Origin of the sequence: Arthrobacter sp. A5, assembly GCF_051131705.1 — a bacterium.
Classification (GTDB): domain Bacteria; phylum Actinomycetota; class Actinomycetes; order Actinomycetales; family Micrococcaceae; genus Arthrobacter_M.
On record NZ_CP180316.1, the window covers coordinates 2,070,307 to 2,095,298 of the forward strand.

The 24,992-nt window shown below is 64.1% G+C and carries 21 protein-coding genes; 15 read left to right on the forward strand and 6 right to left on the reverse strand.

The window, feature by feature from the left end; translation table 11 throughout:
- Window positions 1-30: 30 nt before the first annotated feature.
- Entirely contained in the window at window positions 31-717 is a 687-nt protein-coding gene (locus ACLLJI_RS09670; RefSeq protein WP_434620808.1) for an MBL fold metallo-hydrolase, read from the reverse strand.
- Between the two features lie 174 nt (window positions 718-891).
- On the opposite strand from ACLLJI_RS09670, the gene ACLLJI_RS09675 reads away from it, so the two are divergent.
- From ACLLJI_RS09675 to ACLLJI_RS09745, 15 genes are all read left to right on the forward strand, one after another.
- On the forward strand, window positions 892-2,634 hold the full coding sequence (locus tag ACLLJI_RS09675; protein ID WP_434620811.1) for an ABC transporter ATP-binding protein: 1,743 nt from the start codon (window positions 892-894) through the stop codon (window positions 2,632-2,634).
- A complete protein-coding gene (locus ACLLJI_RS09680) occupies window positions 2,631-4,550 on the forward strand; it encodes an ABC transporter ATP-binding protein (protein WP_434620814.1) in 1,920 nt (639 codons plus the stop codon). Before ACLLJI_RS09675 ends, ACLLJI_RS09680 begins: the two co-directional genes overlap by 4 nt.
- Window positions 4,547-4,939 (forward strand): GntR family transcriptional regulator, encoded by a 393-nt coding sequence (locus ACLLJI_RS09685; RefSeq protein WP_283561719.1) that lies wholly within the window; start codon window positions 4,547-4,549, stop codon window positions 4,937-4,939. Before ACLLJI_RS09680 ends, ACLLJI_RS09685 begins: the two co-directional genes overlap by 4 nt.
- A 100-nt stretch (window positions 4,940-5,039) precedes the next feature.
- Window positions 5,040-7,985 carry an excinuclease ABC subunit UvrA gene (gene uvrA / locus ACLLJI_RS09690; protein WP_434620818.1) on the forward strand — a complete coding sequence of 982 codons (2,946 nt, stop codon included), beginning with the start codon at window positions 5,040-5,042 and terminating at the stop codon, window positions 7,983-7,985.
- A gap of 303 nt (window positions 7,986-8,288) precedes the next feature.
- Entirely contained in the window at window positions 8,289-8,522 is a 234-nt protein-coding gene (locus ACLLJI_RS09695) for an HAD hydrolase-like protein (RefSeq protein WP_434620821.1), read from the forward strand.
- A gap of 80 nt (window positions 8,523-8,602) precedes the next feature.
- The gene (uvrC, locus tag ACLLJI_RS09700; protein ID WP_434620824.1) at window positions 8,603-10,579 is read left to right on the forward strand and encodes an excinuclease ABC subunit UvrC; all 1,977 of its coding nucleotides are present in this window, start codon (window positions 8,603-8,605) and stop codon (window positions 10,577-10,579) included.
- A gap of 46 nt (window positions 10,580-10,625) precedes the next feature.
- A complete protein-coding gene (gene rapZ / locus ACLLJI_RS09705) occupies window positions 10,626-11,549 on the forward strand; it encodes an RNase adapter RapZ (RefSeq protein WP_283561716.1) in 924 nt (307 codons plus the stop codon).
- Window positions 11,549-12,559: a gluconeogenesis factor YvcK family protein gene (locus tag ACLLJI_RS09710; RefSeq protein WP_283561715.1), complete on the forward strand. Its 1,011-nt coding sequence runs from the start codon at window positions 11,549-11,551 to the stop codon at window positions 12,557-12,559. Before rapZ ends, ACLLJI_RS09710 begins: the two co-directional genes overlap by 1 nt.
- 62 nt (window positions 12,560-12,621) lie before the next feature.
- Window positions 12,622-13,602 (forward strand): DNA-binding protein WhiA, encoded by a 981-nt coding sequence (whiA, locus tag ACLLJI_RS09715; RefSeq protein WP_283561714.1) that lies wholly within the window; start codon window positions 12,622-12,624, stop codon window positions 13,600-13,602.
- Between the two features lie 247 nt (window positions 13,603-13,849).
- Window positions 13,850-14,473, forward strand: a complete 624-nt coding sequence (locus tag ACLLJI_RS09720; protein ID WP_434620829.1) for a superoxide dismutase — start codon at window positions 13,850-13,852, stop codon at window positions 14,471-14,473.
- 227 nt (window positions 14,474-14,700) lie between these two features.
- Window positions 14,701-15,711 (forward strand): type I glyceraldehyde-3-phosphate dehydrogenase, encoded by a 1,011-nt coding sequence (gene gap / locus ACLLJI_RS09725; RefSeq protein WP_283561712.1) that lies wholly within the window; start codon window positions 14,701-14,703, stop codon window positions 15,709-15,711.
- 9 nt (window positions 15,712-15,720) lie between these two features.
- Window positions 15,721-16,977: a phosphoglycerate kinase gene (locus ACLLJI_RS09730; protein WP_283561711.1), complete on the forward strand. Its 1,257-nt coding sequence runs from the start codon at window positions 15,721-15,723 to the stop codon at window positions 16,975-16,977.
- Between the two features lie 196 nt (window positions 16,978-17,173).
- On the forward strand, window positions 17,174-17,989 hold the full coding sequence (gene tpiA, locus ACLLJI_RS09735; RefSeq protein WP_434620834.1) for a triose-phosphate isomerase: 816 nt from the start codon (window positions 17,174-17,176) through the stop codon (window positions 17,987-17,989).
- Window positions 17,990-18,091: 102 nt separating this feature from the next.
- Window positions 18,092-18,337: a preprotein translocase subunit SecG gene (secG, locus tag ACLLJI_RS09740; protein ID WP_283561709.1), complete on the forward strand. Its 246-nt coding sequence runs from the start codon at window positions 18,092-18,094 to the stop codon at window positions 18,335-18,337.
- A gap of 130 nt (window positions 18,338-18,467) precedes the next feature.
- Window positions 18,468-18,830, forward strand: coding sequence for an RNA polymerase-binding protein RbpA (locus tag ACLLJI_RS09745; protein WP_434620843.1), 363 nt, complete (start codon window positions 18,468-18,470; stop codon window positions 18,828-18,830).
- A 65-nt stretch (window positions 18,831-18,895) separates the two neighbouring features.
- Here the strand turns inward: ACLLJI_RS09745 and pgl are convergent, their stop codons facing one another.
- From pgl to tal, 5 genes are read right to left on the reverse strand one after another with little or no spacing between them, the layout of a single operon-like run.
- Window positions 18,896-19,708: a 6-phosphogluconolactonase gene (pgl, locus tag ACLLJI_RS09750; RefSeq protein ID WP_434620846.1), complete on the reverse strand. Its 813-nt coding sequence runs from the start codon at window positions 19,706-19,708 to the stop codon at window positions 18,896-18,898.
- Window positions 19,705-20,643, reverse strand: coding sequence for a glucose-6-phosphate dehydrogenase assembly protein OpcA (locus tag ACLLJI_RS09755; protein WP_434620849.1), 939 nt, complete (start codon window positions 20,641-20,643; stop codon window positions 19,705-19,707). Before ACLLJI_RS09755 ends, pgl begins: the two co-directional genes overlap by 4 nt.
- A complete protein-coding gene (gene zwf / locus ACLLJI_RS09760; RefSeq protein WP_434620852.1) occupies window positions 20,640-22,184 on the reverse strand; it encodes a glucose-6-phosphate dehydrogenase in 1,545 nt (514 codons plus the stop codon). Before zwf ends, ACLLJI_RS09755 begins: the two co-directional genes overlap by 4 nt.
- 6 nt (window positions 22,185-22,190) lie before the next feature.
- Window positions 22,191-23,825 (reverse strand): glucose-6-phosphate isomerase, encoded by a 1,635-nt coding sequence (locus tag ACLLJI_RS09765; RefSeq protein ID WP_434620855.1) that lies wholly within the window; start codon window positions 23,823-23,825, stop codon window positions 22,191-22,193.
- A gap of 4 nt (window positions 23,826-23,829) precedes the next feature.
- The gene (gene tal / locus ACLLJI_RS09770) at window positions 23,830-24,981 is read right to left on the reverse strand and encodes a transaldolase (protein ID WP_434620858.1); all 1,152 of its coding nucleotides are present in this window, start codon (window positions 24,979-24,981) and stop codon (window positions 23,830-23,832) included.
- Window positions 24,982-24,992 lie beyond the last annotated feature (11 nt).

Genomic DNA, 24,992 nt, shown 5'->3' on the forward strand with positions numbered 1-24,992 from the left:
CCCGGCCGACCGGGCCCAGAGGCGAAACGATTACCAGCCGCGGGCCCGCCATTCGTCCAGGTGCGGTCGCTCCGCGCCGAGGGTGGTTCCAGCACCGTGGCCGGGGTGAACCAGCGTATCGTCTGGGAGGACAGCGAAGACCCGCGTCGCCACGTCGTCCAGCAGCCGGGCGAAGCGATTCGGATCCTTCTGCGTATTGCCGACTCCGCCGGGGAACAGTGAGTCTCCGGTGAAGAGGTGTGCAGGGCCCTTTGAATCCCGGTACAGCAGCGCGACGGACCCCGGCGTATGGCCGCGCAGGCCGATGACCTGGAGCTCAAAACCGTCAAACTGCCGGACATCCCCATGGTCCAGCAGATCATCGGTCGGCACCTCGATATCGCCGGCATCATCCCGGCCAGCCGCGGTTTTCGCACCAGTCGCGGCTATGACGGGTCCCAGCGCCCGGACATGATCCCAGTGCGAATGCGTGGTCACCAGCAGCGCCGGCGCTTGCGCCGCTTGTACCGGTGCTTGGGCCGTTTTGGCTGTCCCGGGCGCCGCGTCGCGGGCACCCTCCGCCAACAGCGCAAGGATGGCATCGGCGTCGTCGGCCGCGTCGATCAAGACCTGCTCACCGCTCTGCAGGCCGGTGATCACGTAAACATTGTTGTCCATGCCCCCCACCGAAATCCTGTGGATGGACACGGCGGGGAGGATCCACGATTCGGCGCTCATGCAGTCAGCTTACGCAGGTTTCGCCGATAGAATAAGCGCTCTGACAAGACGGAATACCGGGAGTAGTTTTACAGTGTCTTCACGCAACTTAAATATCGCAGCTAAAACGCTCCTGACCGCGTTCGGGCTGTTGAAAACGTCTTCACCGTAAACACCAGGTCCGTTGGAGGACTCGTGCTCTTTCGATTGATCGCACGGAATTTGGCTCCGCATAAGGTTCCGCTCACGCTGATTATTCTGCTGCAGCTGATGTCCACCGTTGGCACGCTCTATCTGCCCACCATTAACGCGGATATCATCGACGATGGCGTGGTCAAGGGGAATAGCGCCGTCATCTTCCAATTGGGCGGCTGGATGCTGGCCATTACCGCCGGCCAGATTATCTGCGCCGTGGGAGCAACGTATCTGAGCGCGCAGCTGGCGATGAAGGTGGGCCGCCAGGTCCGCCGGGACCTGTTCACGCAGGTGGAATCCTTCTCCGCGCAGGAGGTCAGCACGTTCGGGGCCCCGTCGCTGATCAACCGGACGACCAATGACGTGCAGCAGGTCCAGATGCTGACCCTGATGGCGTTCACCATGATGGTGACGGCACCCATCATGTGCGTCGGTGGGATTGTGCTGGCGCTGAAGCAGGATGTGCCCCTGTCCGGCCTGCTGGTGGTGATCCTACCGGTGCTGGTGGTCGCCATCTGGCTGATTGTGCGCAAACTCGTGCCGTTGTTCCGGCTGGTGCAGAAGCAGCTGGACCGCATCAACTCGGTGCTGCGCGAGCAGATCATGGGAATTTCAGTGATCCGGGCGTTTGTCCGCCGGGACTTTGAAGCGGAGCGATTCGCTGCGGCCAACGGGGAACTGACGCTCACGCAGCTTCGCACCGGACGGCTTCTGGCCCTGATGTTTCCGACCATTTTCGTGGTGGTCAACGTGACCTCGGTCGGGGTGCTGTGGTTCGGCGGCCAGCGGATCGACAGCGGGGCTATGCAGATTGGGGCGCTGACGGCATACCTGAGCTACATCATGCAGATCCTGATGTCAGTCATGATGGCGATGTTCATGTTGATGATGATCCCGCGCGCCGCGGTCTGCGCCGAACGTATTGAGGCCGTGTTGGTCACGCGGTCGTCGGTGGTGGACGGCCCGGGGGCGCTGCAGGTGCGGGCGCTGGGCGGCGCCCTCGAATTCAGTAATGTGGAATTTACCTACCCGGGTGCCCAGGCGCCGGTGGTTTCGGGTTTGAGTTTCACGGCACGGCCGGGAACGACGACTGCGGTCATCGGCTCGACCGGCAGCGGAAAGTCCACGCTGTTGAACCTGATCCCGCGGTTGCTGGACAAGTCGGGAGGGTCGATTTCAGTGGGCGGCTATGACAGCCAGGGGGTGACGTTGGCGTCCCTGCGCTCCGCGATTGGCCTCGTGCCGCAGAAGGCCTACCTGTTCGCCGGGACGGTGGCCAGCAACCTGCGCTTCGGCAGACCGGACGCGACGGATGACCAGATCTGGCGGGCGCTGGAAATTGCCCAGGCCGCGGACTTCGTCAAGGACATGCCGGAGGGGTTGAACGCCCCGGTGGGGCAGGGCGGAACCAATCTTTCCGGCGGCCAGCGGCAGCGCTTGTGCATAGCGCGCGCGGTGGTCAGCGAGCCGTCGATCTACCTGTTCGACGATAGCTTCTCCGCACTGGATTTCACCACCGATGCCCGGCTGCGGTCGGCCCTGAAGCCTGTCACCAGGGAGGCCACGGTTCTGGTGGTGGCGCAGCGGGTGAACACTATCATGCACGCGGACCATATTCTGGTGCTGGACGAGGGACGGCTGGTGGGCCAGGGAACCCATGATGAGCTGATGGCCGGCTGCGGAACGTATCAGGAGATTGTCACTTCCCAGCTGACGAACGACGACGGGGTGCATGCGGCATGAGCATGCGAGGATTTGGCGGACCGCCGCAGAAGGCACGCTCGTTCGGCCCGAGCGTCAGACGGATATTTTCCCTGATGGCGGCCGACAGGCCCCGGATGATCTGGGTGGTTTCCCTGGCCGCGGTCTCGGTCGGCATGAGTGTGCTGGCGCCTAAGATTCTCGGGCATGCCACGGACCTCATTTTTCAGGGCGTGCTGGGCAGGATGTTCCCGGCCGGGGTGACGAAGGCGCAGGCGATTGACGGACTCCGCGCCAAGGGCCAGGGCCAGGTCGCGGACATGCTCAGCGGAATGGCAGTGGTGCCCGGCCAAGGGCTCGATCAGCAGGCGCTGGGCTGGGTGCTGCTGAGCGTGCTGGCCATCTACGCCGTGGCGTTCTTCTTTAACTGGAGCCAGGGGTACATCACCGCAGGCATCGTTCAGCGCGCCATGTACAAGCTCCGCCAGGACATTGAAACGAAACTGGACCGTCTGCCGATGTCGCACTTCCAGGACGAATCCCGCGGCGACGTACTCAGCAGGGTCACCAATGACATCGACAATTTCTCACAGACGCTGAACCAGACGCTGACACAGCTGCTGGTCTCCGTCCTCACGGTCGTCGGTGTGCTCGCGATGATGTTTTCCATCTCGCCACTGCTGGCGCTGATCGCGCTGGCCACGGTGCCGCTGACAATTCTGGTGACGGTGCTGATCGCCAAGCGGTCCAAGATCCAGTTCATGGCGCAGTGGAAGACAACCGGCGAGCTGAACGGCCATATCGAGGAAATGTTCACCGGCCATGAGGTGGTCAAGGCCTTCGGTCAGCAGCAGGCCGCGATCGGCAAATTCGCCGTTTCCAACGACAGTTTATTCCGGTCCAGCTCGAAGGCGCAGTTCATTTCCGGTGTCATCATGCCATCGATGAACTTCATCTCAAACCTCAACTACGTTGCGGTGGCCGTGGTCGGCGGGGTGCAGATTGCGTCCGGGAACCTGACGATCGGCAGCGTGCAGGCGTTCATCCAGTATTCGCGCCAGTTCAGCCAGCCAATGGCCCAAATCGGCGGCATGATCAACCTGCTGCAGTCCGGTGTGGCCTCCGCCGAACGCGTCTTTGACCTGCTGGACGCCAAGGAACAGGCTCCGGACCCGGTGCCGGCCGCCACGCTCGGCGCCACCAGGGGACGGGTTGTCTTCGACAATGTCAACTTCAGCTATAACCCGGACGAGCCGCTGATTCAGGATCTCTCGCTGGTGGCCGAGCCCGGGCAGACCGTTGCCATAGTTGGGCCCACCGGAGCGGGCAAGACCACCCTGGTGAACCTGCTGATGAGGTTTTACGAGATCGATTCGGGCCGGATCAGCATTGATGGCATTGACACCGCGATGATGACCCGCGATGATCTGCGGCGGCGCTTCGGCATGGTCCTGCAGGACGCCTGGCTCTTCGGCGGGACGATCCGGGAGAATCTGGTCTACGGCCGCCTCGACGCGGCCGAAGACCAGATGATAGAGGCGGCCGAGGCGACCTTCGTGGACCACTTTGTCAGGTCCCTCCCGGACGGTTATGACACGGTGCTCAGCGACGACGGCGACAGCCTGAGTCAAGGCCAGCGCCAGCTCATGACCATCGCCCGTGCCTGGTTGGCAGATCCCGGCATTCTGATTCTGGATGAGGCCACCAGCTCCGTGGACACCCGCACGGAGGTGCTGATCCGGCACGCCATGAACAGGCTGCGCGAGTCCCGGACCAGCTTTGTTATCGCCCACCGACTGTCCACCATCCGTGATGCCGACCTGATCCTTGTGATGGACCACGGCCGCATCCTGGAACAGGGCACCCACGAGGAACTGCTGGGGACGGGCGGCTTCTACTACGATCTGTACATGTCCCAATTTGGTGATCCGCTGGTGGAAGAGACGGCGGCGCGGTGAGTTCCGGCGAGACGGTGCTGGCCCGTTGGTCCCCGGATGACGCGTCCTCGGTGCCGCCGTTCGAGCAGATCCGGGTGCGTATCCTGGACCTCGCAGCGTCGGGCGAGCTGGCTGTGGGAGCCCGGCTTCCTTCGGTAAGGGCCTTGGCCGGGCGGCTGGGGCTGGCGGTGAATACGGTGGCGCGGGCATACCGGGAGCTGGAGCAGGCAGGGATCGTCCGCACTCAGGGACGGGCAGGAACAGTCATCGCCGCCGCGGGCGATGAGCTGCTGGCCCAGGTGGCCGAGGCCGCCGCGGCCTATGCGTCTGTGGTGAGCAGGCATGGCATTGCCACGGACCGGGCCCTGGATCTGGTGCGGGCCGCCATCGAAGGGTCCCGCACGGGGTAACGGCTAGTAAGCCTTTGGCGAAAGTCGCGACGGGAACGCATATTCGAACGCGTTTTCGATTATTATGGAGCACGTGCCTAACGCAGTTGAACCGTCCGTCATGGAAAAAGCGTCAGTAGAAAAAGTGCCTGCAGAAAACGTGCCTGTGGAAAAAATATATGTGCAAAATGTGCCCCCCCGGCCCCTGGACAGGCAGGACCGGTCCCGCCTGATCGTCAAAGGCGCGCGGGAAAACAACCTGCGCAACGTAGATCTCGACCTGCCGCGCGATGCCATGATCGTCTTTACGGGGCTCTCGGGATCGGGGAAGTCCTCGCTCGCCTTCGACACGATCTTCGCCGAGGGCCAGCGGCGTTATGTCGAATCGCTCTCCGCTTACGCTCGGCAGTTCCTGGGCCAGGTGGACAAGCCGGATGTGGACTTCATCGAGGGGCTGTCGCCGGCCGTGTCGATCGATCAGAAATCCACGAACAAGAACCCGCGTTCCACGGTGGGGACCATCACCGAGATCTACGACTACATGCGCCTGCTCTGGGCCCGGGTCGGTACCCCGCACTGTCCGATCTGCGGGGAGCCGGTGGCGCGTCAGACACCGCAGCAGATCGTCGACCAGTTGCTGGAGATGCCGGAGGGGACACGCTTCCAGGTACTGGCCCCGGTGGTCCGGGCACGGAAGGGCGAGTTCGTGGAGCTTTTCAAGGAGCTCACGGCCAAGGGCTATTCACGGGCCAAGGTCGACGGCGGCCTGATCCAGCTGGCGGATCCGCCGAAACTGAAGAAGCAGTTCAAGCACACCATTGAGGTGGTGGTGGACCGGCTGGTGGTCAAGGAGGGGATCGCCCAGCGGCTCACGGACTCGGTGGAAACCGCTCTTGGTCTGGCCGAGGGCCGGGTGTTGGCGGAGTTGGTGGAGCTCGACGACGACGATCCACAGCGGATCCGGTCGTTCTCGGAAAACCTGGCCTGCCCGAACGAGCACCCGCTGGCCATCGACGAGGTGGAACCGCGATCCTTCTCCTTCAACAATCCTTTCGGAGCCTGCCCCGCCTGCAGCGGCATCGGTACTAAGCTCGAGGTCGATGAGGAGTTGGTGGTGCCGAATCCGCAGCTGTCGCTGGCGGAAGGCGCCATTGCGCCCTGGTCGCTGGGAACGGCGACGACGGAGTACTGGAACCGGCTGCTTGACGGGCTGGCCAAGGACATCGGCTTCTCCATGACGGTTCCTTGGCAGAAACTTTCCGACGACGCCCGACAGTCCGTGCTGTACGGCAAGGACCACAAGGTCGTGGTGCAGTACAAAAACAGATTCGGCCGGGAACGTAAGTACAGCACCGGCTTTGAAGGCGCCGTCCAGTACATTCAGCGCAAGCATGTGGAAACCGAGTCGGATACAGCCCGGGACCGCTACGAAGAGTACATGCGCCAGATCCCGTGCCCCGCCTGCGGGGGCGCCCGACTTAACCCTGCCTCGCTCTCGGTGCTGATCAACGGCAAATCCATTGCCGCCGTGTCGGCGCTGCCGATGCGGGACTGCTTTGATTTTCTGTCCAATCTGGTGCTGACGGGCCGGGAGGCCCAGATTGCCAGCCAGGTGCTCAAGGAGATCCAGGCGCGCCTGACCTTCCTGCTCGACGTCGGACTGGAGTACCTGAACCTCGAGCGTGCCTCGGCCACGCTCTCCGGCGGGGAGGCGCAGCGCATCCGTCTTGCCACCCAAATCGGCTCCGGACTGGTGGGTGTGCTTTATGTACTGGACGAACCCTCCATCGGACTGCATCAGCGGGACAACCGCCGGCTGATCGAGACCCTGACCAGGCTCCGCGACTTGGGCAACACCCTGATCGTGGTGGAGCACGATGAGGACACCATCCAGGAAGCGGACTGGATCGTGGACATCGGTCCGGGCGCGGGGGAGCACGGTGGCGAGGTGGTGCATTCGGGCTCGTATGCAGATTTGCTCACGAACACAAAATCACTGACCGCCGATTACCTGTCCGGCCGCAAGTGCATCGGGATACCGGCCAAGCGGCGGAAGTACGACAGGAAGCGGGAGCTGAAGGTGATCGGAGCCCGCGAGCACAATCTCCAGAATGTGGATGTTGCCTTCCCGCTTGGCCTGTTCACCGCGGTGACCGGGGTCAGCGGCTCCGGCAAGTCCACCTTGGTCAACGAGATTCTGTACAAGGTGCTGGCCAATAAGCTCAACGGCGCCAAACAGGTGGCCGGACGGCACCTGCGGGTGGATGGGCTGGCACATCTGGACAAGGTGGTCCATGTGGACCAGAGCCCGATCGGACGGACACCGCGCTCCAACCCGGCCACGTACACCGGCGTTTTCGACAATATCCGAAAGCTCTTTGCCGAAACCACCGAGGCCAAGGTCCGCGGCTACCAGCCGGGCAGGTTCTCCTTCAACGTCAAGGGCGGCCGCTGCGAAGCGTGCTCCGGCGACGGCACGCTGAAGATCGAGATGAACTTCCTTCCGGATGTGTACGTCCCGTGCGAGGTCTGCCATGGGGCGCGCTATAACCGCGAAACACTGGAGGTCCATTACAAAGGCAAATCGATCGCGGATGTGCTGAACATGCCGATCGAAGAAGGAGCGGATTTTTTCGCCGCCTTCGCGCCGATTGCCCGCCATCTGAAAACGTTGGTCGACGTCGGACTCGGCTATGTTCGGCTGGGCCAGGCTTCCACGACTCTCTCCGGTGGGGAGGCCCAGCGGGTGAAGCTGGCGGCGGAGCTGCAGAAGAGGTCCAACGGACGCAGCGTATACGTGCTCGATGAGCCAACAACCGGGCTGCATTTTGAGGATATCCGCAAGTTGCTGCTGGTCCTTCAGGGACTGGTGGACAAGGGCAACACCGTGATCACCATCGAGCACAACCTGGATGTGATCAAGAGTGCCGACTGGGTTGTGGATCTGGGGCCCGACGGCGGGTCCGGCGGTGGGCTGCTGATGGCCACCGGAACACCCGAAAAGGTGGCCGCCTCGACCACCGGCTATACCGCCACATTCCTGCGCGAGGCGCTGGCCGTAAACTGACGGGCTCATGATCCATTCCCGCTGCGGCATGCAGATTAAGACGACGACACGGAAAGTGCCAAACTGGGCCGGTGACTTCTACCGCCCCCGCTCCGCTCTGTGACGCCGTGCTGTTTGATCTGGATGGAACGCTCGTCGATCCCGGACAGTGCTGCAGGCCCACGGCCTGGACGGTTATTTTGCCCATATCTTTGGATCGTCGGACGATGAAACCCTGCTGCCCGGGGACCCGGCTACCGCAGCGGCAAGGCCGGTATCATCGCTGCGGCGGTCGAGGCACTCGGCGCTGAGGCACTCGGCACGGTGGGCTCCGGCGCAGGCGTTCCGGCACGTCCGGTCATGGTGGGGGACCGCGATCAGGACGTGCTCGGCGCGGCTGCGACCTCGCTGGCCTGCGTGGGTGTGCTGTGGGGTTTTGCGTTCGACGGCGAGCTGAGCGCAGCGGGTGCGGCCGTCGTCGTCGCCGACGCGCCCGCGCTGCTGGTCGAACTGAACGCACGGCTGGTGCAGTTTGACGCGGCCCGCGGGGGTCTTTGAGACCGGCACGGATCGTCAGTGCGTCACCGCCGCCGTCGGCCGATCCCGGCCGCATTCGTTGGCTACTTTAGAATGGAATCGTGGCAAATCCAGCAAGTTACCGGCCTCAACCGGGCGACATCCCCACCGACCCGGGTGTGTACCGTTTCCGGGACGAACACGGGCGTGTCATTTATGTGGGCAAAGCCAAGAACCTGCGCTCCCGGCTGAACTCGTATTTTGCCAATCCGCTAACCCTGCTGCCCAAGACTTATGCAATGGTGCACGCGGCTGCCAGCGTCCAGTGGACCACCGTGGGCAGCGAGCTGGAGGCGCTGCAGCTGGAGTGGACCTGGATCAAGGAATTCAATCCGCGCTATAACCTGGCCTTCCGGGACGACAAGTCGTACCCGTACCTGGCCGTGACCTTGGGGGAAAAATTCCCGCGGGTCCAGGTCATGCGCGGTGAGCGGCGCAAGGGCGTCCGATATTTTGGCCCGTACACCGCCGGGGCCATCAGGGAGACGGTTGATACCCTGCTGCGGGTCTTTCCCGTGCGGACCTGCAGCCCCGGTGTGCTCAAGCGGGCGCAGCGGAGCGGACGACCCTGCCTGCTGGGCTACATCGACAAGTGCGCCGCACCCTGTGTAGGTCGGGTGACCCCCGAGGAGCACCGAGCCTTGGCGGACGAATTCTGCGCCTTCATGGGCGGGGAGGCCAAGCCGTTTATTGCCAAACTGGAACGTCAGATGGCCGCGGCCGTGGCGGAGCTGGACTACGAGCAGGCGGCGCGGCTGCGGGACGATATTGCGGCCCTGCGGAAGGTCTTTGAGCGCAATGCCGTCGTGCTGCCCGAGGATACCCATGCGGACATCTTTGCCGTGCACCAGGACGAGCTGGAGGCCGCCGTGCAGGTCTTCCACGTCCGCGGTGGCCGGATCCGTGGTCAGCGGGGCTGGGTCGTTGAAAAGGTGGAGGACTCGACGCCGGACGAGCTGATCGAGCACCTGCTCCAGCAGGTCTACGGCGACGACGACTCCAACCGGGACGGCATTCCCCGCCAGATTTTGGTGCCCGAGCAGCCATCCAACGGCGATCAGCTGGCCGTCTGGCTGAGCGGGCTGCGCGGTTCCAAGGTGGAGATCCGAGTACCGCAGCGCGGGGATAAGGCGGCGTTGATGGAGACGGTACGGCAGAACGCCGAGCAGGCGATGAAGCTGCACAAGTCCCGCCGCGCCGGGGATCTGACGGCCAGGTCGCTGGCGCTGCAGGAGCTGCAGGAGGCCCTTGACCTGCCGGTGGCACTGCTGCGGATCGAGTGCTATGACATCTCGCATGTGCAGGGCACGAATGTGGTGGCCTCTATGGTGGTCGTCGAGGACGGTATTGCCAAAAAATCCGAGTACCGCAAGTTCGCCATTACCGGGGACGCGGCGGTTGACGACACCGCGTCCATGTACGACGTGGTCACCCGGCGGTTCAGGCATTATCTGAAGGAACAGACCGCACGCAGCGGGGCGACGGTGTCGGGCGAAATTTCAGGCCCGCTTGCGGATCAGATGCGAGTGCAGCCGAAATTTGCCTACCCGCCGAACCTGGTGGTGGTCGACGGCGGCCAGCCCCAGGTGGCCGCCGCCACCCGCGCACTCGTGGACCTGGGCATCGACGACGTTTACGTCGTCGGGCTGGCAAAGAGGCTGGAGGAGGTCTGGCTGCCGGACAGCGATTTTCCGGTAATTCTGCCCCGCACCTCGCAGGGACTGTATCTGCTGCAGCGGATCCGTGACGAGGCGCACCGCTTCGCCATCGCCTTCCACCGGCAGAAGCGCGGAAAGTCCATGACTGTGTCGGCGCTGGATGCGGTACCGGGGCTGGGCGCGGCCAAGCGCGGGCTCCTGCTGGAATCGTACGGCTCGGTGCGGAAAATCAAGTTGGCCTCCACGGATGAACTGGCTCAGCTCAAGGGCATCGGCCCGGTGCTGGCGGCCGCCGTCTATGGCACCCTGCACCCGCCCGAGGGCGCCGCCACCGTGGCTCCGGTCGTCAATATGAGCACCGGCGAAGTTCTGGAATCCTAGGTAGGCTAAAGGGACCACGAATCATTGCAAGGGACAGGACCGCTTGATGACGGAGCACAGTTCGGCACGGCTACCCGCAGACGCAGCTCTCACCCCGATTAAACCCGTCGAATCGGAGCTGCTGGTGGTGACCGGCATGTCAGGCGCCGGACGCAGCACCGCGGCAAACGCGTTGGAGGACCACGGCTGGTACGTAGTGGAAAACCTCCCGCCGCAGATGCTGGGTACGCTGGCCGAGCTGATGTCCCGGATGCCGCAGGCCCTGCCTAAGCTCGCCGTCGTGGTCGACGTGCGCAGCAAGGCCCTCTTTTCGGATATCCGCGACTCACTCAATGCCCTGTCCGCCAGCGGCATCACCTTCCGCGTGCTGTTCCTTGACGCCAATGATGAGACTTTGGTCCGGCGTTTCGAGCAGGGCCGGCGCCCGCACCCGCTGCAGCAGGACGGCCGGATGCTGGACGGCATCGCGGCGGAACGCGAGCTGCTCGCGGAGATGAAATCCGCCTCTGAAATGGTCCTGGACACCTCCACGTTGAACGTGCACGAGTTGGGCTCGGCCGTCACCGAGCTTTTCTCCGAAACCGGACCGGTGGTGCTGCGGCTGACCGTTATGAGCTTTGGCTTCAAGTATGGCCTGCCCGTCGACGCCAACTATGTGGCCGACGTCCGTTTCATTCCCAATCCGCATTGGGTACCCCAGCTGCGTCCGCACACCGGACTGGACCTGGACGTAAGCAACTTCGTGCTGGTGGAAAACCATGCCAATGAGTTTGTGGACCGGTTCGTGCACGCGCTGGAGCCGGTACTGGCCGGCTACCGACGGGAAAACAAGCATTACGCCACCATTGCCGTCGGCTGCACCGGGGGCAAGCACCGCTCGGTGGCCGTAGCCGTGGAGCTGGCTAAGCGTCTTGCCCAACAGCCACGGGTTACGGTCAGCACCCGCCACCGTGATCTGGGACGCGAATAGTGGCCGTGCTGACGGGCCCGCTTCCGCTGATTCCGCCGTCGGGCAATCTGTCGGCGGGCATCCCGGAACCACGCGTTGTCGCCCTCGGCGGAGGCCATGGCCTGTCGGCGTCATTGTCCGCGCTGCGGTTGCTGACCACCGAACTGACCGCGGTGGTGACCGTCGCCGACGACGGTGGCTCCTCCGGCCGGCTGCGCGACGAACTGGGGGTGCTGCCGCCGGGGGACCTGCGGATGGCGCTGGCGGCGCTGTGCGACGACACCGACTGGGGCCGGACCTGGCGGGACGTGATGCAGCACCGGTTCACCTCGCGGCCCGGCGTGAAGGGGTCGCTGGACAGCCACGCGATGGGGAATCTGCTGATCGTCACGCTCTGGGAGCTGCTCGGCGACCCGGTCGCCGGGCTGCAGTGGGCCGGGGCGCTGCTCGGAGCCCGCGGCCAGGTGCTGCCGATGGCCAGCGTGCCGCTGACGATCCAGGGCGACGCAATGGAGATCGCCGCTGACGGTTCCCGGCGCAGTAGGACCATCACCGGTCAGGCAACATTGGCCCTGGCCGGCGAGGTGGAGAACGTCCGGCTGCTTCCCGCCGACGCGCCCGCCTGTGTGGAGGCACTGACCGCTATTGAATTGGCTGATTGGGTGGTGCTGGGCCCTGGATCCTGGTATACCTCCGTGCTGCCGCATCTGCTGCTGCCGGAACTGCGCCAGTCGCTCTGTGACACGCCCGCGAAGCGGTGCATCACGATGAATCTCGACGTCAATGACAAAGAGACCACCGGCATGAACGCGGCGGACCACCTGCGGGTGATCCACCGCTACGCGCCGGAGTTCGGGGTGGACGTGGTGCTCGCCGATCCGTCATCGGTTTCCGATCTTGCCGACTTCGAGCGGACCGCCTCGATGCTGGGTGCAGAGGTTGTCTTCGGTAAAGTGGGGGCGTCCGGTGGTCGGGCGGTGCATGATCCATTGCGCCTCGCTGCGGCTTATCAGGATCTCTTCTCAGGGTAGTTTCTTGTCCGGGTAGTTTCTTGTCGGGGTAGTCCGTTCTCAGGGTAGTTAGGAAAAGCACCATGGCGCTGACAGCGGCAGTGAAGGACGAACTTTCCCGGCTCGATATTAAGAAATCATCGGTGCGCAAGGCCGAGGTTTCGGCCCTGCTGCGGTTCGCCGGCGGGCTGCATATCATTTCCGGCCGGATCGTGATCGAGGCCGAAGTGGATCTGGCCTCCACCGCGCGGCGGCTGCGCGCGGCGATCGCGGAAATCTACGGCCAGCAAAGCGAGATCACCGTCGTCTCCGGCGGAGGTCTGCGGCGCGGTAACCGGTACGTTGTCCGGGTGGTGCGCGACGGCGAGGCGCTGGCAAGACAGACCGGCCTGCTGGACGCCCGGGGCCGGCCGGTGCGCGGCCTGCCCTCCGTCGTCGTCAACGGTTCGGCCGCCGATGCGGAGGCGGTTTGGCGCGGCGCTTTCCTGGCCCACGGCTCGCTGACCGAGCCTGGCCGGTCATCCTCGATGGAAGTCACCTGCCCCGGTCCCGAGGCGGCGCTTGCCCTGGTCGGAGCCGCGCGGAGGCTCGGCATTGCGGCCAAGGCACGCGAAGTCCGCGGCGTGGACCGGGTTGTCATCCGGGACGGTGACACCATTGCCGCGCTCCTGGTCCGGATGGGCGCGCACGAGGCGCTGCTCGTGTGGGAGGAACGGCGGATGCGCAAGGAAGTCCGCGCCACCGCGAACCGGCTGGCTAATTTTGACGACGCCAATCTGCGCCGCTCCGCTCAGGCGGCCGTTGCCGCCGGGGCCAGGGTGGACCGCGCCCTGGAAATTCTCGGCGACGACGTCCCGGACCACCTTAGATACGCCGGGGATCTGCGGGTGGCCCATAAGCAGGCCAGTCTGGATGAGCTGGGCCGGCTGGCGGATCCGCCGATGACCAAGGACGCCATCGCCGGACGGATCCGCCGGTTGCTGGCGATGGCGGACAGGAAAGCCATCGAAACAGGAATTCCGGGCACCGAGGCGAACGTTACTTTCGAGATGCTTGACGAATGACCCGAGGATATCCCGAGGGATAGCCCGGTGCCCGCGGAGAGCGGTCCTTGAATTATCGGCTAAGTATGAAAGAGTTGGAAATGCCCGGACCTGCCCCGGGTTAGGTCGGAAGACGCCGGGCGCGGCAGGACGGCAATGCAGCCGGCATTTCAACAGCACAGAATTTGGATACAGCGCGGCGATTAACCCCGCGCGGTATCCGGATACACAAAGTATTACGAGATAAACAATCCGCTACGGAGGAATCGTGACCGAGTACACACTTCCCGATCTGCCCTACGACTATGCAGCGCTGGAGCCACATATCTCCGCCCGCATCATGGAGCTGCATCACAGCAAGCACCACGCGGCGTACGTTGCAGGAGCCAACAAGGCCATGGCCCAGCTGGCCGAAGCCCGCGCGAAGGGCGATTTCGGCAACATCAACCAACTCTCCAAGGACCTTGCCTTCCATACCGGCGGCCATGTCAATCACTCGGTCTTCTGGAACAACCTGTCCCCGGACGGCGGCGACAAGCCGGTGGGCGAGCTGGCGGCGGCCATTGACGATGCTTTCGGCTCCTTCGACGCCTTTCGCGCGCAGTTCACCGCCGCTGCGCTGGGTCTGCAGGGTTCCGGCTGGGCCTTTTTGTCCTACGAGCCGATCGGCGGCAATTTGCTCATTGAGCAGCTTTACGATCAGCAGGGCAACGTGGCGGTTGGTACCACGCCGCTGCTGATGCTGGATATGTGGGAGCACGCGTTCTACCTCGACTACGTCAACGTCAAGGCCGACTACGTCAAGGCCTTCTGGAACATCGCCAATTGGGTCGATGTGGCGCGGCGTTTCGACGGCGCGCGAGCCAACGCGACCGGCCTGATCGTCCTCTAGTCCGGACTGCTCATTATATGGACGCCCGCCCCCATGATTGCCGGGGCGGGCGATCCTAAACGTAAGATAGGTCACGGAAGGCAGATAGCCTTCGGTCGTGCGGTCGGTCGCCCGCCGCAATTGGAAACCATCTCTGCCCAACGGCGTGCGGGAACTGTTAGTTGATGGCCGGATCAGCAAGATCCGGCCGGACTAGGTGTGCTTGAGGGTGCACTAAGGAGATAGAAGTGACTACTCGTATTGGTATCAACGGCTTCGGTCGTATCGGCCGTAACTACTTCCGTGCGGCACTGGAACAGGGTGCGGATCTGGAGATCGTAGCCGTCAACGATCTGACCAGTCCGGAAGCGCTGGCCCACCTGCTCAAGTACGACTCCGTAACCGGTCGCCTGAAGGCGAGCATCGAGGTTGCGGACGGGCACCTGGTCGTTAACGGGAAAACCATCCAGGTTCTGGCCGAGCGTGACCCCGCCAATCTGCCGTGGGCCGAGCTCGGTGTGGACATCGTTGTTGAATCCACCGGTTTCTTCACCAAGGCCGTCGATGCACAAAAGCACATCGATGCCGGCGCAAAGAAGGTACTGATCTCCGCTCCTGCCTCCGGTGAGGACATCACGATCGTGATGGGCGTCAACGATGACGGGTATGACCCGGCTGCCCACAACATCATCTCCAACGCTTCCTGTACCACCAACTGCCTCGGCCCGCTGGCAAAGGTACTGGTGGACAACTTCGGCGTCGAACGCGGCCTGATGACCACCGTGCATGCCTACACCGCGGATCAGAACCTGCAGGACGGCCCGCACAAGGATCTCCGCCGCGCCCGCGCCGCCGCCATCAACATGGTCCCGACGTCCACCGGCGCCGCGAAGGCGATCGGCTTGGTCATGCCCGAGCTGAAGGGGAAGCTGGACGGCTACGCCATCCGCGTCCCGGTCCCCACGGGTTCGGCGACAGACCTGACCGTCACGCTCAGCCGGGAGGCAAGCGTCGCCGAAATCAACGCGGCGTATAAGTCCGCCGCCGCCGAGGGCAAGCTCTCGGGTTATCTGGTCTACACCGAGGATCCGATTGTGTCGTCGGACATCGTGACGGACCCGGCGTCCTGCATCTTCGACTCCGGTCTAACCAAGGTCATCGGCAACCAGGTCAAGGTGGTCGGTTGGTACGACAATGAGTGGGGTTACTCCAACCGCCTCGTTGACCTGACGGAGCTTGTCGCAGCCAGGCTGGGCTAGGGTAGACGAATGACTTTACACACCCTCGACGAACTGCTCGCTGATGGTGTCCGCGGACGGTACGTTCTGGTCAGAAGTGACCTGAACGTACCGTTGGACGGACCGGATGACCATCGTTCCGTTACCGATGACGGGCGCCTTAAAGCCTCGCTCCCGGTGATATCCCGGCTGGCCAAGGCCGGTGCCCGTGTACTGGTCTGTGCTCATCTGGGAAGGCCCAAGGGAATCCCCGAGATGAAGTATTCGCTCAAGCCGGCCGTGGACCGGCTGGCGGAGCTGGCCACCGCCGAGTCGGTGCAGGTGACGCTTGCGGCGGACACTGCGGGCGATTCGGCCCGCACGCTTTCGGCCGGGATGGCCGACGGCGAAGTGCTGGTATTGGAGAATGTGCGTTTCGACGCGCGAGAGACCAGTAAGGACGATTCCGCCCGCACCGCATTTGCGGGTGAGCTTGCCGCTCTTACCGGCGACAACGGCGCGTATGTCGACGACGCCTTTGGTGCCGTGCACCGCAAACACGCCAGCGTCTACGACATCGCTAAGCTCCTGCCGTCCTACCAGGGCGAGCTTGTGCACACCGAACTTGACGTGCTGAAAAAGCTGACCACGGATACGCCCCGGCCCTATGTTGTGGTGCTGGGCGGCTCCAAAGTTTCCGACAAGCTTGCGGTGATCGACAATCTGATCGGCAAGGCCGATTCCATCCTCGTCGGCGGCGGCATGGTGTTCACCTTCCTCGCCGCGCGGGGGTTCAAGGTCGGGTCCAGCCTGCTGGAGACCGACCAGATTCCCTCCGTCCAGGAATATCTCAAACGCGCCGCAGGTGCCGGCACCACCTTCGTGCTGCCCACGGATATCGTGGTCGCGGCAAAGTTCGCCGCCGACGCGGACCACGAGGTGGTTCCCGCCGACGGCATGGAGGGCGGCTCGCTGGGGGCAGATTGCCCCGGCCTGGACATTGGGCCCGAAAGCGGTGCAGCCTTTGCGGAGCGAATCCGCGGCGCCCGGACGGTGTTCTGGAACGGTCCCATGGGTGTCTTCGAATTCCCGGCCTTCGCCGAAGGCACACGCGCGGTGGCACAGGCCCTGACCGAGGCCACGGCGGCAGGCGGCTTCACCGTCGTCGGCGGCGGTGACTCCGCGGCGGCCGTCCGCACCCTCGGCTTTGCCGATGACCAATTCGGACATATCTCCACCGGGGGAGGCGCCAGCCTCGAGTTCCTCGAGGGCAAAGAACTGCCCGGCCTCACGGCGCTGGACCACTGACGGCCTGACAAATCTCCACCGTACCGGCGGCGCCGCGTGCAGCTGCACGCGCCGCCGCCGGTACGGCGGGCGTTCTGGATGCCCCCGGACAGGACGTATGTAGGACACGACGTCGGTATAACAGGGCGTGTGTGTGAAGCCGGATGTATGAAACCGTTTTGAGAAACCGTGACATTTTGAGATTTTGGAGAGAGCGATGACCACCTCGACCAACGGAAACTTCGACCGCAAGCCACTGATTGCCGGCAACTGGAAGATGAACATGGACCACGTCCAGGGCATCACCTTGTTACAGAAGCTGGCCTGGACGCTCTCCGATGCACGCCACGACTACAGCCGTGTTGAAGTGGCCGTTTTCCCGCCCTTCACCGATCTGCGCGGGGTGCAGACCCTGGTCAAAGGCGATCAGCTTAAGCTGGGCTACGGCGCGCAGGATCTTTCCCCCGAGGATTCCGGGGCCTATACCGGCGACATCTCCGGGGCATTCCTGGCTAAATTGGAATGCGGTTACGTTCTGGTCGGGCACAGCGAACGACGGAGTGTCCACGGCGAATCCGATGAGCTGCTCAACCGCAAGGTCAAGGCGGCCTACCGCCATGGGCTGACGCCGATCCTGTGTGCCGGCGAGGGCCTGGAGATCCGTCAGGCAGGTACGCACGTGGAACACACGCTGAACCAGATCCGTGGCGGCGTCGCGGGGCTGTCCAGCGAGCAGACGGCCGAACTGGTCATCGCCTACGAGCCGGTTTGGGCCATCGGGACCGGTGAAGTGGCCGGCCCGGAGGATGCTCAGGAAATGTGTGCCGCGATCCGCGCGAAGCTGGCCGAACTGTTCGACGGCGGCACCGCGGCCAAGGTGCGCCTGCTCTACGGCGGGTCGGTCAAGGCCAACAACGCGGCAGCTATTCTGAAGGAACGCGACGTCGACGGCGTGCTGGTCGGCGGGGCAAGCCTGGACGCGGCAGAGTTTGCTAATATTGTCAGGTTCGAGAAGCACCTGCTGACCGACTGACGAACGACCGCCCAACGCACGAGCTAGGCACCCCGTCCTCCGCCCCGGCGGGACATCCCGCTGTTTAAACTGTTCTTTCCCTGGACATCCTGAAAGGCCGTCGTGGAAACTCTCCAAATTGTGCTGCAGATTCTGCTGGGTATCACCAGCCTGCTGCTGACTTTCCTGATCCTGCTGCACAAGGGCAGGGGTGGGGGCCTGTCCGATATGTTCGGCGGCGGCATGAGCTCGAGTCTGGGCTCGTCGGGAGTGGCGGAACGCAACCTGAACCGTTTTACGGTCGTCCTTGGCCTGATCTGGGGAATGGTCATTGTGGGACTCGGCCTGGTCATGCGCTTTACCGGCTGACACCAGGTGTTTGGCAGGTCGCCATGCCCGGCCCTGCCGGAGCTCGACGCCCCGAAGCGACCTGACGGAGAAGATACGCAGCCTGTATAATCAGCACAGGTAGCCATTCCCCAGTGCAGGGAGTTTTGCGGTGCTTCATATCAGCGGCGGTTTCAGCGGTACCCGAGTGGGCGTGACGGCCGGAGGCCGCTCACCCATTAGAAACGACAATCCGGATGCGGAGCCTGTGGCCCGCATCCGGATTTCCTATTGGTGCGCCAGCGGGCACGAGACCATCGCCGTCTTCGCGCAACTGCCGCAGGCACAAATCCCGGTGTACTGGGACTGCATCCGCTGCGGCAAGAAAGCCTCCAGCACGCAGGGTCTCGCCGACGGAGCAGGGGCGGGGGACCTCTACAAGAGTCACCTTGACTACGTTAAGGAACGGCGGACAGCCGAAGAAGGCGAGGAACTGCTCAGCGTGGCGCTGGCCAAGCACCGTCAGTCCAGCTAGGATCTGGCACTCAGCTGCCTAGGGGAGGCGCGGCCCTTCCGGGATCGGACTGAAGGCGCAGCCCGCTAGCGGTCCTGGCGGACGGTGAGCTGCTCGGGCACCTTTGCCGCGGCATCCTGGTCGATCAGCCACAGCGTCTTGGACCGTCCCCGTGGTCCTGCTGCCGGCACCTGCACCGGGTTGGCGCCCGCCAGGGCCAGGCCCACCGCGCCAGCCTTGTCGCTGCCGGCGGCAACGAGCCAGACCTCCGCGGCGGAGCTGATGGCGGGCAACGTCAGTGACACGCGCATGGGTGGCGGCTTTGGCGAACCGGTGACACCTACGACGTTCGCGTCGGTGCTCCGGATTCCCGCCATTTCCGGAAAGAGCGACGCGATATGGGCGTCGGGTCCAATACCCAGCAGCAGCACGTCGAAGCGCGGCAACGCGGGCGCGGGATTTTCATCCGGACGTTCGTGATACAGCTGGTGTTCGGCCAGCGCGGCGGCGGCAAGCTCCCGGATGTAGTCGTTTGCCGCCGCGTTCACATCCGGAAAATGATCCGAGGCGCCCATTTGGTGGACCCGGGCCGGATCGGCACCAATTCGCCCCAGCAGCGCATGTTGCGCCTGGACACCATTTCGTTCGGTGGAGTCGGCAGGAACAAACCTTTCGTCCCCCCACCAGAAATTGACCTTCGACCAGTCCACGGCGGGATAGGCGGGCGAGTCCGCCACCGCCTTTAGGGTCGCAATGCCCACACTGCCGCCCGTCAGGACAACCGTGGCCTCACCGCGATCACTCTGCACGTCAAGCAGCCGGGTGATCAGGCGCGCGGCTGTGGTGGCCGCGAGCACCTCGAAGGTCGGGTGGATATTGATCCGCACATTGGACGTCATACGACGGCGTCCTCGGTCTGGTCCAGCAGCTTCGCCAGCCCGTCGGTAATGACCTCGCCAAACACCTCGTCGGGATCCAGCCGGCGCAGCTCCTCGGCCAGGCAGTCCTGCAAGGACCGGCGCGGCAGCGAGATCCGCTGGTCGGGCTGGCCGGGCTGGGTGAGGATAGCTTCCACCGTTCCGGGCCGCTTGAGCTCGACGTTGCCGCCGGCCCGTTCCATCACAACCCGGCGGATCCCGGTGCCCGCCGGGTCGGAAACGACCGTGATCGGGGCCCCGAGCGCCGCATGCAGCCACGCGGCCAGCAGCAGCGTGCTGGCGGAGTCGGAGGCGCCTTCCACGGTCAGCGCGGTGACGGGTTCGTTGTCGAGCTGGTCAAAAACGGCGGCCAGCTGGATCCGCCAGTTGGTCAGCCGGGTCCAGGCGAGATCGGTGTCGCCTGGTGTGTAGGTGGCGCCGATGTGCCTCAGTGCCGCCCGCGGATCTGGTTCATTGGCCGAATCGGTGATGCGCCGGTGGGCAATCCGGCCGATGGAGCTGGCCGAAGCCGAATCCGGAATGCCATGCGGCCACCAGGCCACGATCGGCGCGTCCGGCAGCAGCAGGGCCGAGACCAGAGATTCGCTTTGCGTTGCCAATTCACCGGAGCCGCGCAGCAGGATGACCTCGGAGGCGCCGGCATCGCCGCCGACGCGGATTTGCGCATCGAGGCGGGTTCCGGCCTTCTGGTCCGCCTTCCCGAGAACGATGATCCGGCAGGGATGCTCGCGGCTGGCCAGGTTGGCGGCCTCAATGGCGTCTTCCTCGTAGCCGCTCTTGGTGATCACGACGAGGGTTAATACCCGGCCCAAGGTGACAACGCCGCCCTGTTCACGCATCGACATGATCTCTTTGGAGACCTTGGACGTGGTGGTGTCCGGCAGATTTACTATCACGGTCTTCTCCAGCTCCTTCCGTCACGTGCCAGCAGCTCATCGGCGGAGGCCGGGCCCCAGCTTCCGGGTTGATACGCCTCCGGCTGGACGCCCTCGGCGGCCCAGAACTCCTCGAACGGATCGAGGATCTTCCAGGACAGCTCCACTTCCTGATGCCGCGGGAACAGCGGGGGTTCGCCGAGGAGCACATCGAGAATGAGCCGCTCGTACGCCTCCGGGCTCGATTCGGTAAACGCGTGCCCGTAGCCGAAGTCCATGGTCACATCCCGCACCTCCATCTGTGTGCCCGGGACCTTGGAGCCGAAGCGGATGGTCACGCCCTCATCGGGCTGAACGCGAATGACGACGGCATTCTGACCGAAGTCGTCCTCGGAGTGATCGGTAAACAGCAGATTGGGGGCGCGCTTAAAGACGACGGCGATCTCCGTCACCCGGCGTCCCAGGCGCTTCCCGGTCCGCAGGTAGAACGGCACTCCGCTCCACCGCCGGGTATGGATATCCAGCCGGAGAGCGGCGAAGGTTTCCGTGCTGGAGTGGGGAGGAATGCCCTCCTCCTCTAGGTAGCCAAGGACCTTTTCACCGCCCTGCCAGCCGCCGGAAAACTGCCCGCGCGCCGAATGCCGCGAAAGGTCAGCCGGCAGCTTGACGGCCGCCAGCACCTTTTCCTTCTCGGCCCGCAGATCCTGCGCATTGAAGGAAATCGGCTCCTCCATGGCCGTCAGGGCGAGCAGCTGCAGCAGGTGATTCTGGATCACGTCGCGGGCCGCGCCCACGCCATCGTAATATCCCGCACGGCCGCCGGTGCCGATGTCCTCGGCCATGGTGATCTGGACGTGGTCCACGTAGTTGGCGTTCCAAAGTGGTTCAAAGAACTGATTGGCAAAGCGCAGCGCCAGAATGTTCTGCACCGTTTCCTTGCCCAGATAATGATCAATACGAAAGATCGAATCCGAGTCAAAGACCGACTCGACAATTTCGTTCAGTGCCCGGGCCGATTTTAGGTCGTGTCCGAAGGGCTTCTCTATGACCACCCGCCGCCATTTATCGCCGTCGCCCTGAGCCAGACCATGCGCGGAGAGCTGGCGGCAGACCAATTCGAAGGCCTTCGGGGGGATGGAGAGATAAAAAGCATGGTTGCCGCGGGTGCCGCGCTGCTCGTCCAGCTCCTTGATCGTGTCTTTGAGCCGATCGAAAGCGGCGTCGTCGTCGAACTCGCCTTGGACAAAACGGATGCCTTCGGACAGCTGGTTCCAGACACTTTCAACAAACGGGGTGCGGCAATGTGCCATCACGGACGTCTTAACCTGGGCGGCGAAGTCCTCGTCCTCCCACTGCCGGCGGGCAAAGCCCACCAGCGCGAAACTGGGCGGCAGCAGACCGCGGTTGGCCAGGTCGTAGACGGCCGGCATCAGCTTTTTGCGGGCAAGATCGCCGGTGACCCCGAAGATCACCAGTGATGAAGGCCCCGCGACCCGGGACAACCTGCGGTCGCGGGGGTCCCGGAGCGGATTCGGATGCTTGTTCAGGGCGGATTCGGGCATGTCTTCTTAGTTGCCTTGAGTGTCGGGGCGCTGGCCGGCGAGGACGGCCACCGCGGCGGTGAATTGTTTGACCCCGGCGGCCCGGTCCACGAAATGCAACCGCAGCACCGGCCGACCGTGTGACGCCAGTACCTGCGCGTCACCGGCCGCCTGGGCTTGGATCAGTTCACCGAAGGTGAACGGCTGGTCCGGGATGGCCAGGTCGGCATCGGTCGCCGCCGTGATCTGCAGGAAGACACCGATGGCGGGGCCACCTTTGTGGAACTGACCGGTGGAATGCAGGAACCGCGGCCCCCAGCCGAAGGTGACCGGGCGGCCAATGACGGCGGACAGTTGGTCCCGCACATCCGCCAACGGCGCCTGGCCGACCCGGTCAATGTACGCCTGAACGCTTAGATAGCCGTCCTGGCCCAGCTGACCGAACAGAGCCGCCAGAGCCTCCTCCAGGGTTCGCGCTTCCCCCAGCCACGGCGCGCCGCGGACCTCTATTGCACCATCGACGAAGTCCGCCGGCGCAGTTTCCGGGGTGCCCTCGAGCAGGCCACGCGCGGCTTTTTTGGCTACCTCGACGTCGGGCTGGTCAAAGGGATCGATGCCCAGCAGGCGTCCCGCGACGACGACGGCGAATTCCCAGGTCATCATCTGGGTGCCCAGGCCGCCGGCGATGGCCACCTGGTTGCCCGAAATCTCAATGTCCGCGTCGGCGGCCACCAGCCGGACCACCAGAACATCGGCTGCCCCGGACCGGACTTCGGGGGAGTCCGGCTGCGCCACCACGGGCAGCACCCCGGTCCCGAGCTTGCCGGTGGACTCGGCGATCAGCTGCTCGGCCCAATCGGCGAACCCGACGATCCCGGAGCCTTCATCCACGATCACGATCTTGTTCCGCAGCGGATCGGTGCCGCCCAGGACCGCGCCAAGGGCAAGTCCGATGTTGCCGTCGTCGTCCTCCCGCAACACCTCGCCGGCCTCCTCGGCGTCGTCGAGCAGTGCCTGGATATCAACGCCGGCCAGGCCAGAGGGCACCAGGCCGAAGGCCGTAAGCGCCGAGTACCGTCCGCCGACATTCGGATCGGCGTTAAAGACCTTGCGGTATCCGGTGGCGCGGGCAGAGGCATCGAGGGGGGATCCTGGGTCGGTGACAATGATGATCCGGGACTTGGCATCAAGGCCGGCCTCCGTGAACGCCAGCTCAAACACCCGCCGCTGCGAGTCTGTCTCGAGTGTGGAACCGGACTTGGACGATACTACGATGGCTGTTTCGGTGAGCCGGTTTGACAGCGCAGCCCGGACCTGCTCCGGATCCGTGCTGTCCAGCACCGTCAGGTGAACGCCGGCGGTATTGGTGATCACTTCCGGGGCCAGCGACGATCCGCCCATGCCCGCCAGCACAATGTGATGTACCCCTTCGGACCTCAGCTCGTCGCGCAGGGCGAGGATATCTTCCACCAGTGGAGCGGAAATCCGTGCCGCTTCCACCCAGCCCAGCCGGACGGAGGCCTCGGACTCGGCGTCGGGGCCCCACAGCGTGGTGTCCTGGGCGAAAATCCGGGAGGCGACCCGATCGGCAACCAGAGTGGGAACGTGCCGCCCGACGGCCTGCCGTGCAGCGCCGGCGGCATCAAAGGAAAGCTTCGACATGCGCTCAGGCTCCCGTTCCGGGCGCCGCCGCTTCCAAGGTTTCCTTGACATGCTCCACGAGTTCCTTCCAGCTGGCGACAAACTTGTCCAGCCCTTCGGTCTCCAGAACCCCTACAACGTCGTTATAGGAAATGCCGAGTTTCTCGAGCTCGTTCAGCAGCGCGTTGGATGCGTCATAGCTGCCGGTGACCGTATCGCCTTCGACCACGCCGTGGTCGAAAGTCGCATCCAGGGTCTTCTCCGGCATGGTATTGACGACACCCTGTGCCACCAGTCCGGTGACATACAGGGTGTCCGGGTAGGAAGGATCCTTGACACCGGTCGAAGCCCAGAGCGGACGCTGCGGGCGCCCACCGGAATCGGCCAGCAGCTGCCAGCGCTCGGAGCTGAAGACCTCCTCGTAAATCTGATACGCCAGCCGGGCATTCGCCAGACCCGCCTTACCCTTGAGCGACGTGGCTTCGTCGGTGCCCAAAGCGTTCAGACGCTTGTCGATTTCCGTGTCCACGCGGGAGACGAAGAACGATGCGACCGAGTGGATGGTGGAGAGGTCGTGGCCGTTCTCCTTGGCCTGCTCCAGACCGGTCAGGTAGGCATTGATGACGGCGCGGTAGCGCTCCAGCGAGAAAATCAGGGTGACGTTGACGCTGATCCCCGCCGCGATGGTGGCCGTGATGGCCTCCAGGCCTTCCAGCGTGGCCGGGATCTTGATGAAGACGTTTGCCTTGTTCACTTTATCGTGGAGCTTTTTTGCCTCCGCAATGGTTTCCGCGGTATCCCATGCCTTGCGGGGATCCACCTCGATGGAGACCCGGCCATCCACGCCGTCGGTCGCGGCGTTGACCGGAGCGAAGAGGTCGCAGGCATCGGCGACGTCCTGGGTGGTGATTTCGAAAATTGCCGTTTCGACATCGACACCGTTGGCCGCCAGGCTCTTGACCTGATCGGCGTATGAGTTGCCGGCCGAGATGGCGGCCTCGAAGATGCTCGGATTGGTCGTCACGCCGACGACGTCCTTCTCATCGATCAATTTCTGCAAGGTGCCGCTGGTCAGGCGTTCCCGGGACAGATCATCTAGCCAGATGCTGACGCCGGCGGCCGAGAGCTGGGCCGTGGGGGAGGTGAGGCTGGGCTTTTCGGAATTGAGAGTTGTCATGACTGCTATCT

Excerpts from the sequence above, each read along its gene's own strand:
- ACLLJI_RS09680 (WP_434620814.1), top strand. The coding sequence starts at position 2,631 with ATGAGCATGCGAGGATTTGGCGGACCGCCGCAGAAGGCACGCTCGTTC.
- rapZ (WP_283561716.1), top strand. The coding sequence starts at position 10,626 with ATGACGGAGCACAGTTCGGCACGGCTACCCGCAGACGCAGCTCTCACC.
- uvrA (WP_434620818.1), top strand. The coding sequence starts at position 5,040 with ATGGAAAAAGCGTCAGTAGAAAAAGTGCCTGCAGAAAACGTGCCTGTG.
- ACLLJI_RS09670 (WP_434620808.1), bottom strand. The coding sequence starts at position 717 with ATGAGCGCCGAATCGTGGATCCTCCCCGCCGTGTCCATCCACAGGATT.
- ACLLJI_RS09765 (WP_434620855.1), bottom strand. The coding sequence starts at position 23,825 with ATGTCGAAGCTTTCCTTTGATGCCGCCGGCGCTGCACGGCAGGCCGTC.
- pgl (WP_434620846.1), bottom strand. The coding sequence starts at position 19,708 with ATGACGTCCAATGTGCGGATCAATATCCACCCGACCTTCGAGGTGCTC.
- tpiA (WP_434620834.1), top strand. The coding sequence starts at position 17,174 with ATGACCACCTCGACCAACGGAAACTTCGACCGCAAGCCACTGATTGCC.
- ACLLJI_RS09730 (WP_283561711.1), top strand. The coding sequence starts at position 15,721 with ATGACTTTACACACCCTCGACGAACTGCTCGCTGATGGTGTCCGCGGA.
- tal (WP_434620858.1), bottom strand. The coding sequence starts at position 24,981 with ATGACAACTCTCAATTCCGAAAAGCCCAGCCTCACCTCCCCCACGGCC.
- zwf (WP_434620852.1), bottom strand. The coding sequence starts at position 22,184 with ATGCCCGAATCCGCCCTGAACAAGCATCCGAATCCGCTCCGGGACCCC.
- whiA (WP_283561714.1), top strand. The coding sequence starts at position 12,622 with ATGGCGCTGACAGCGGCAGTGAAGGACGAACTTTCCCGGCTCGATATT.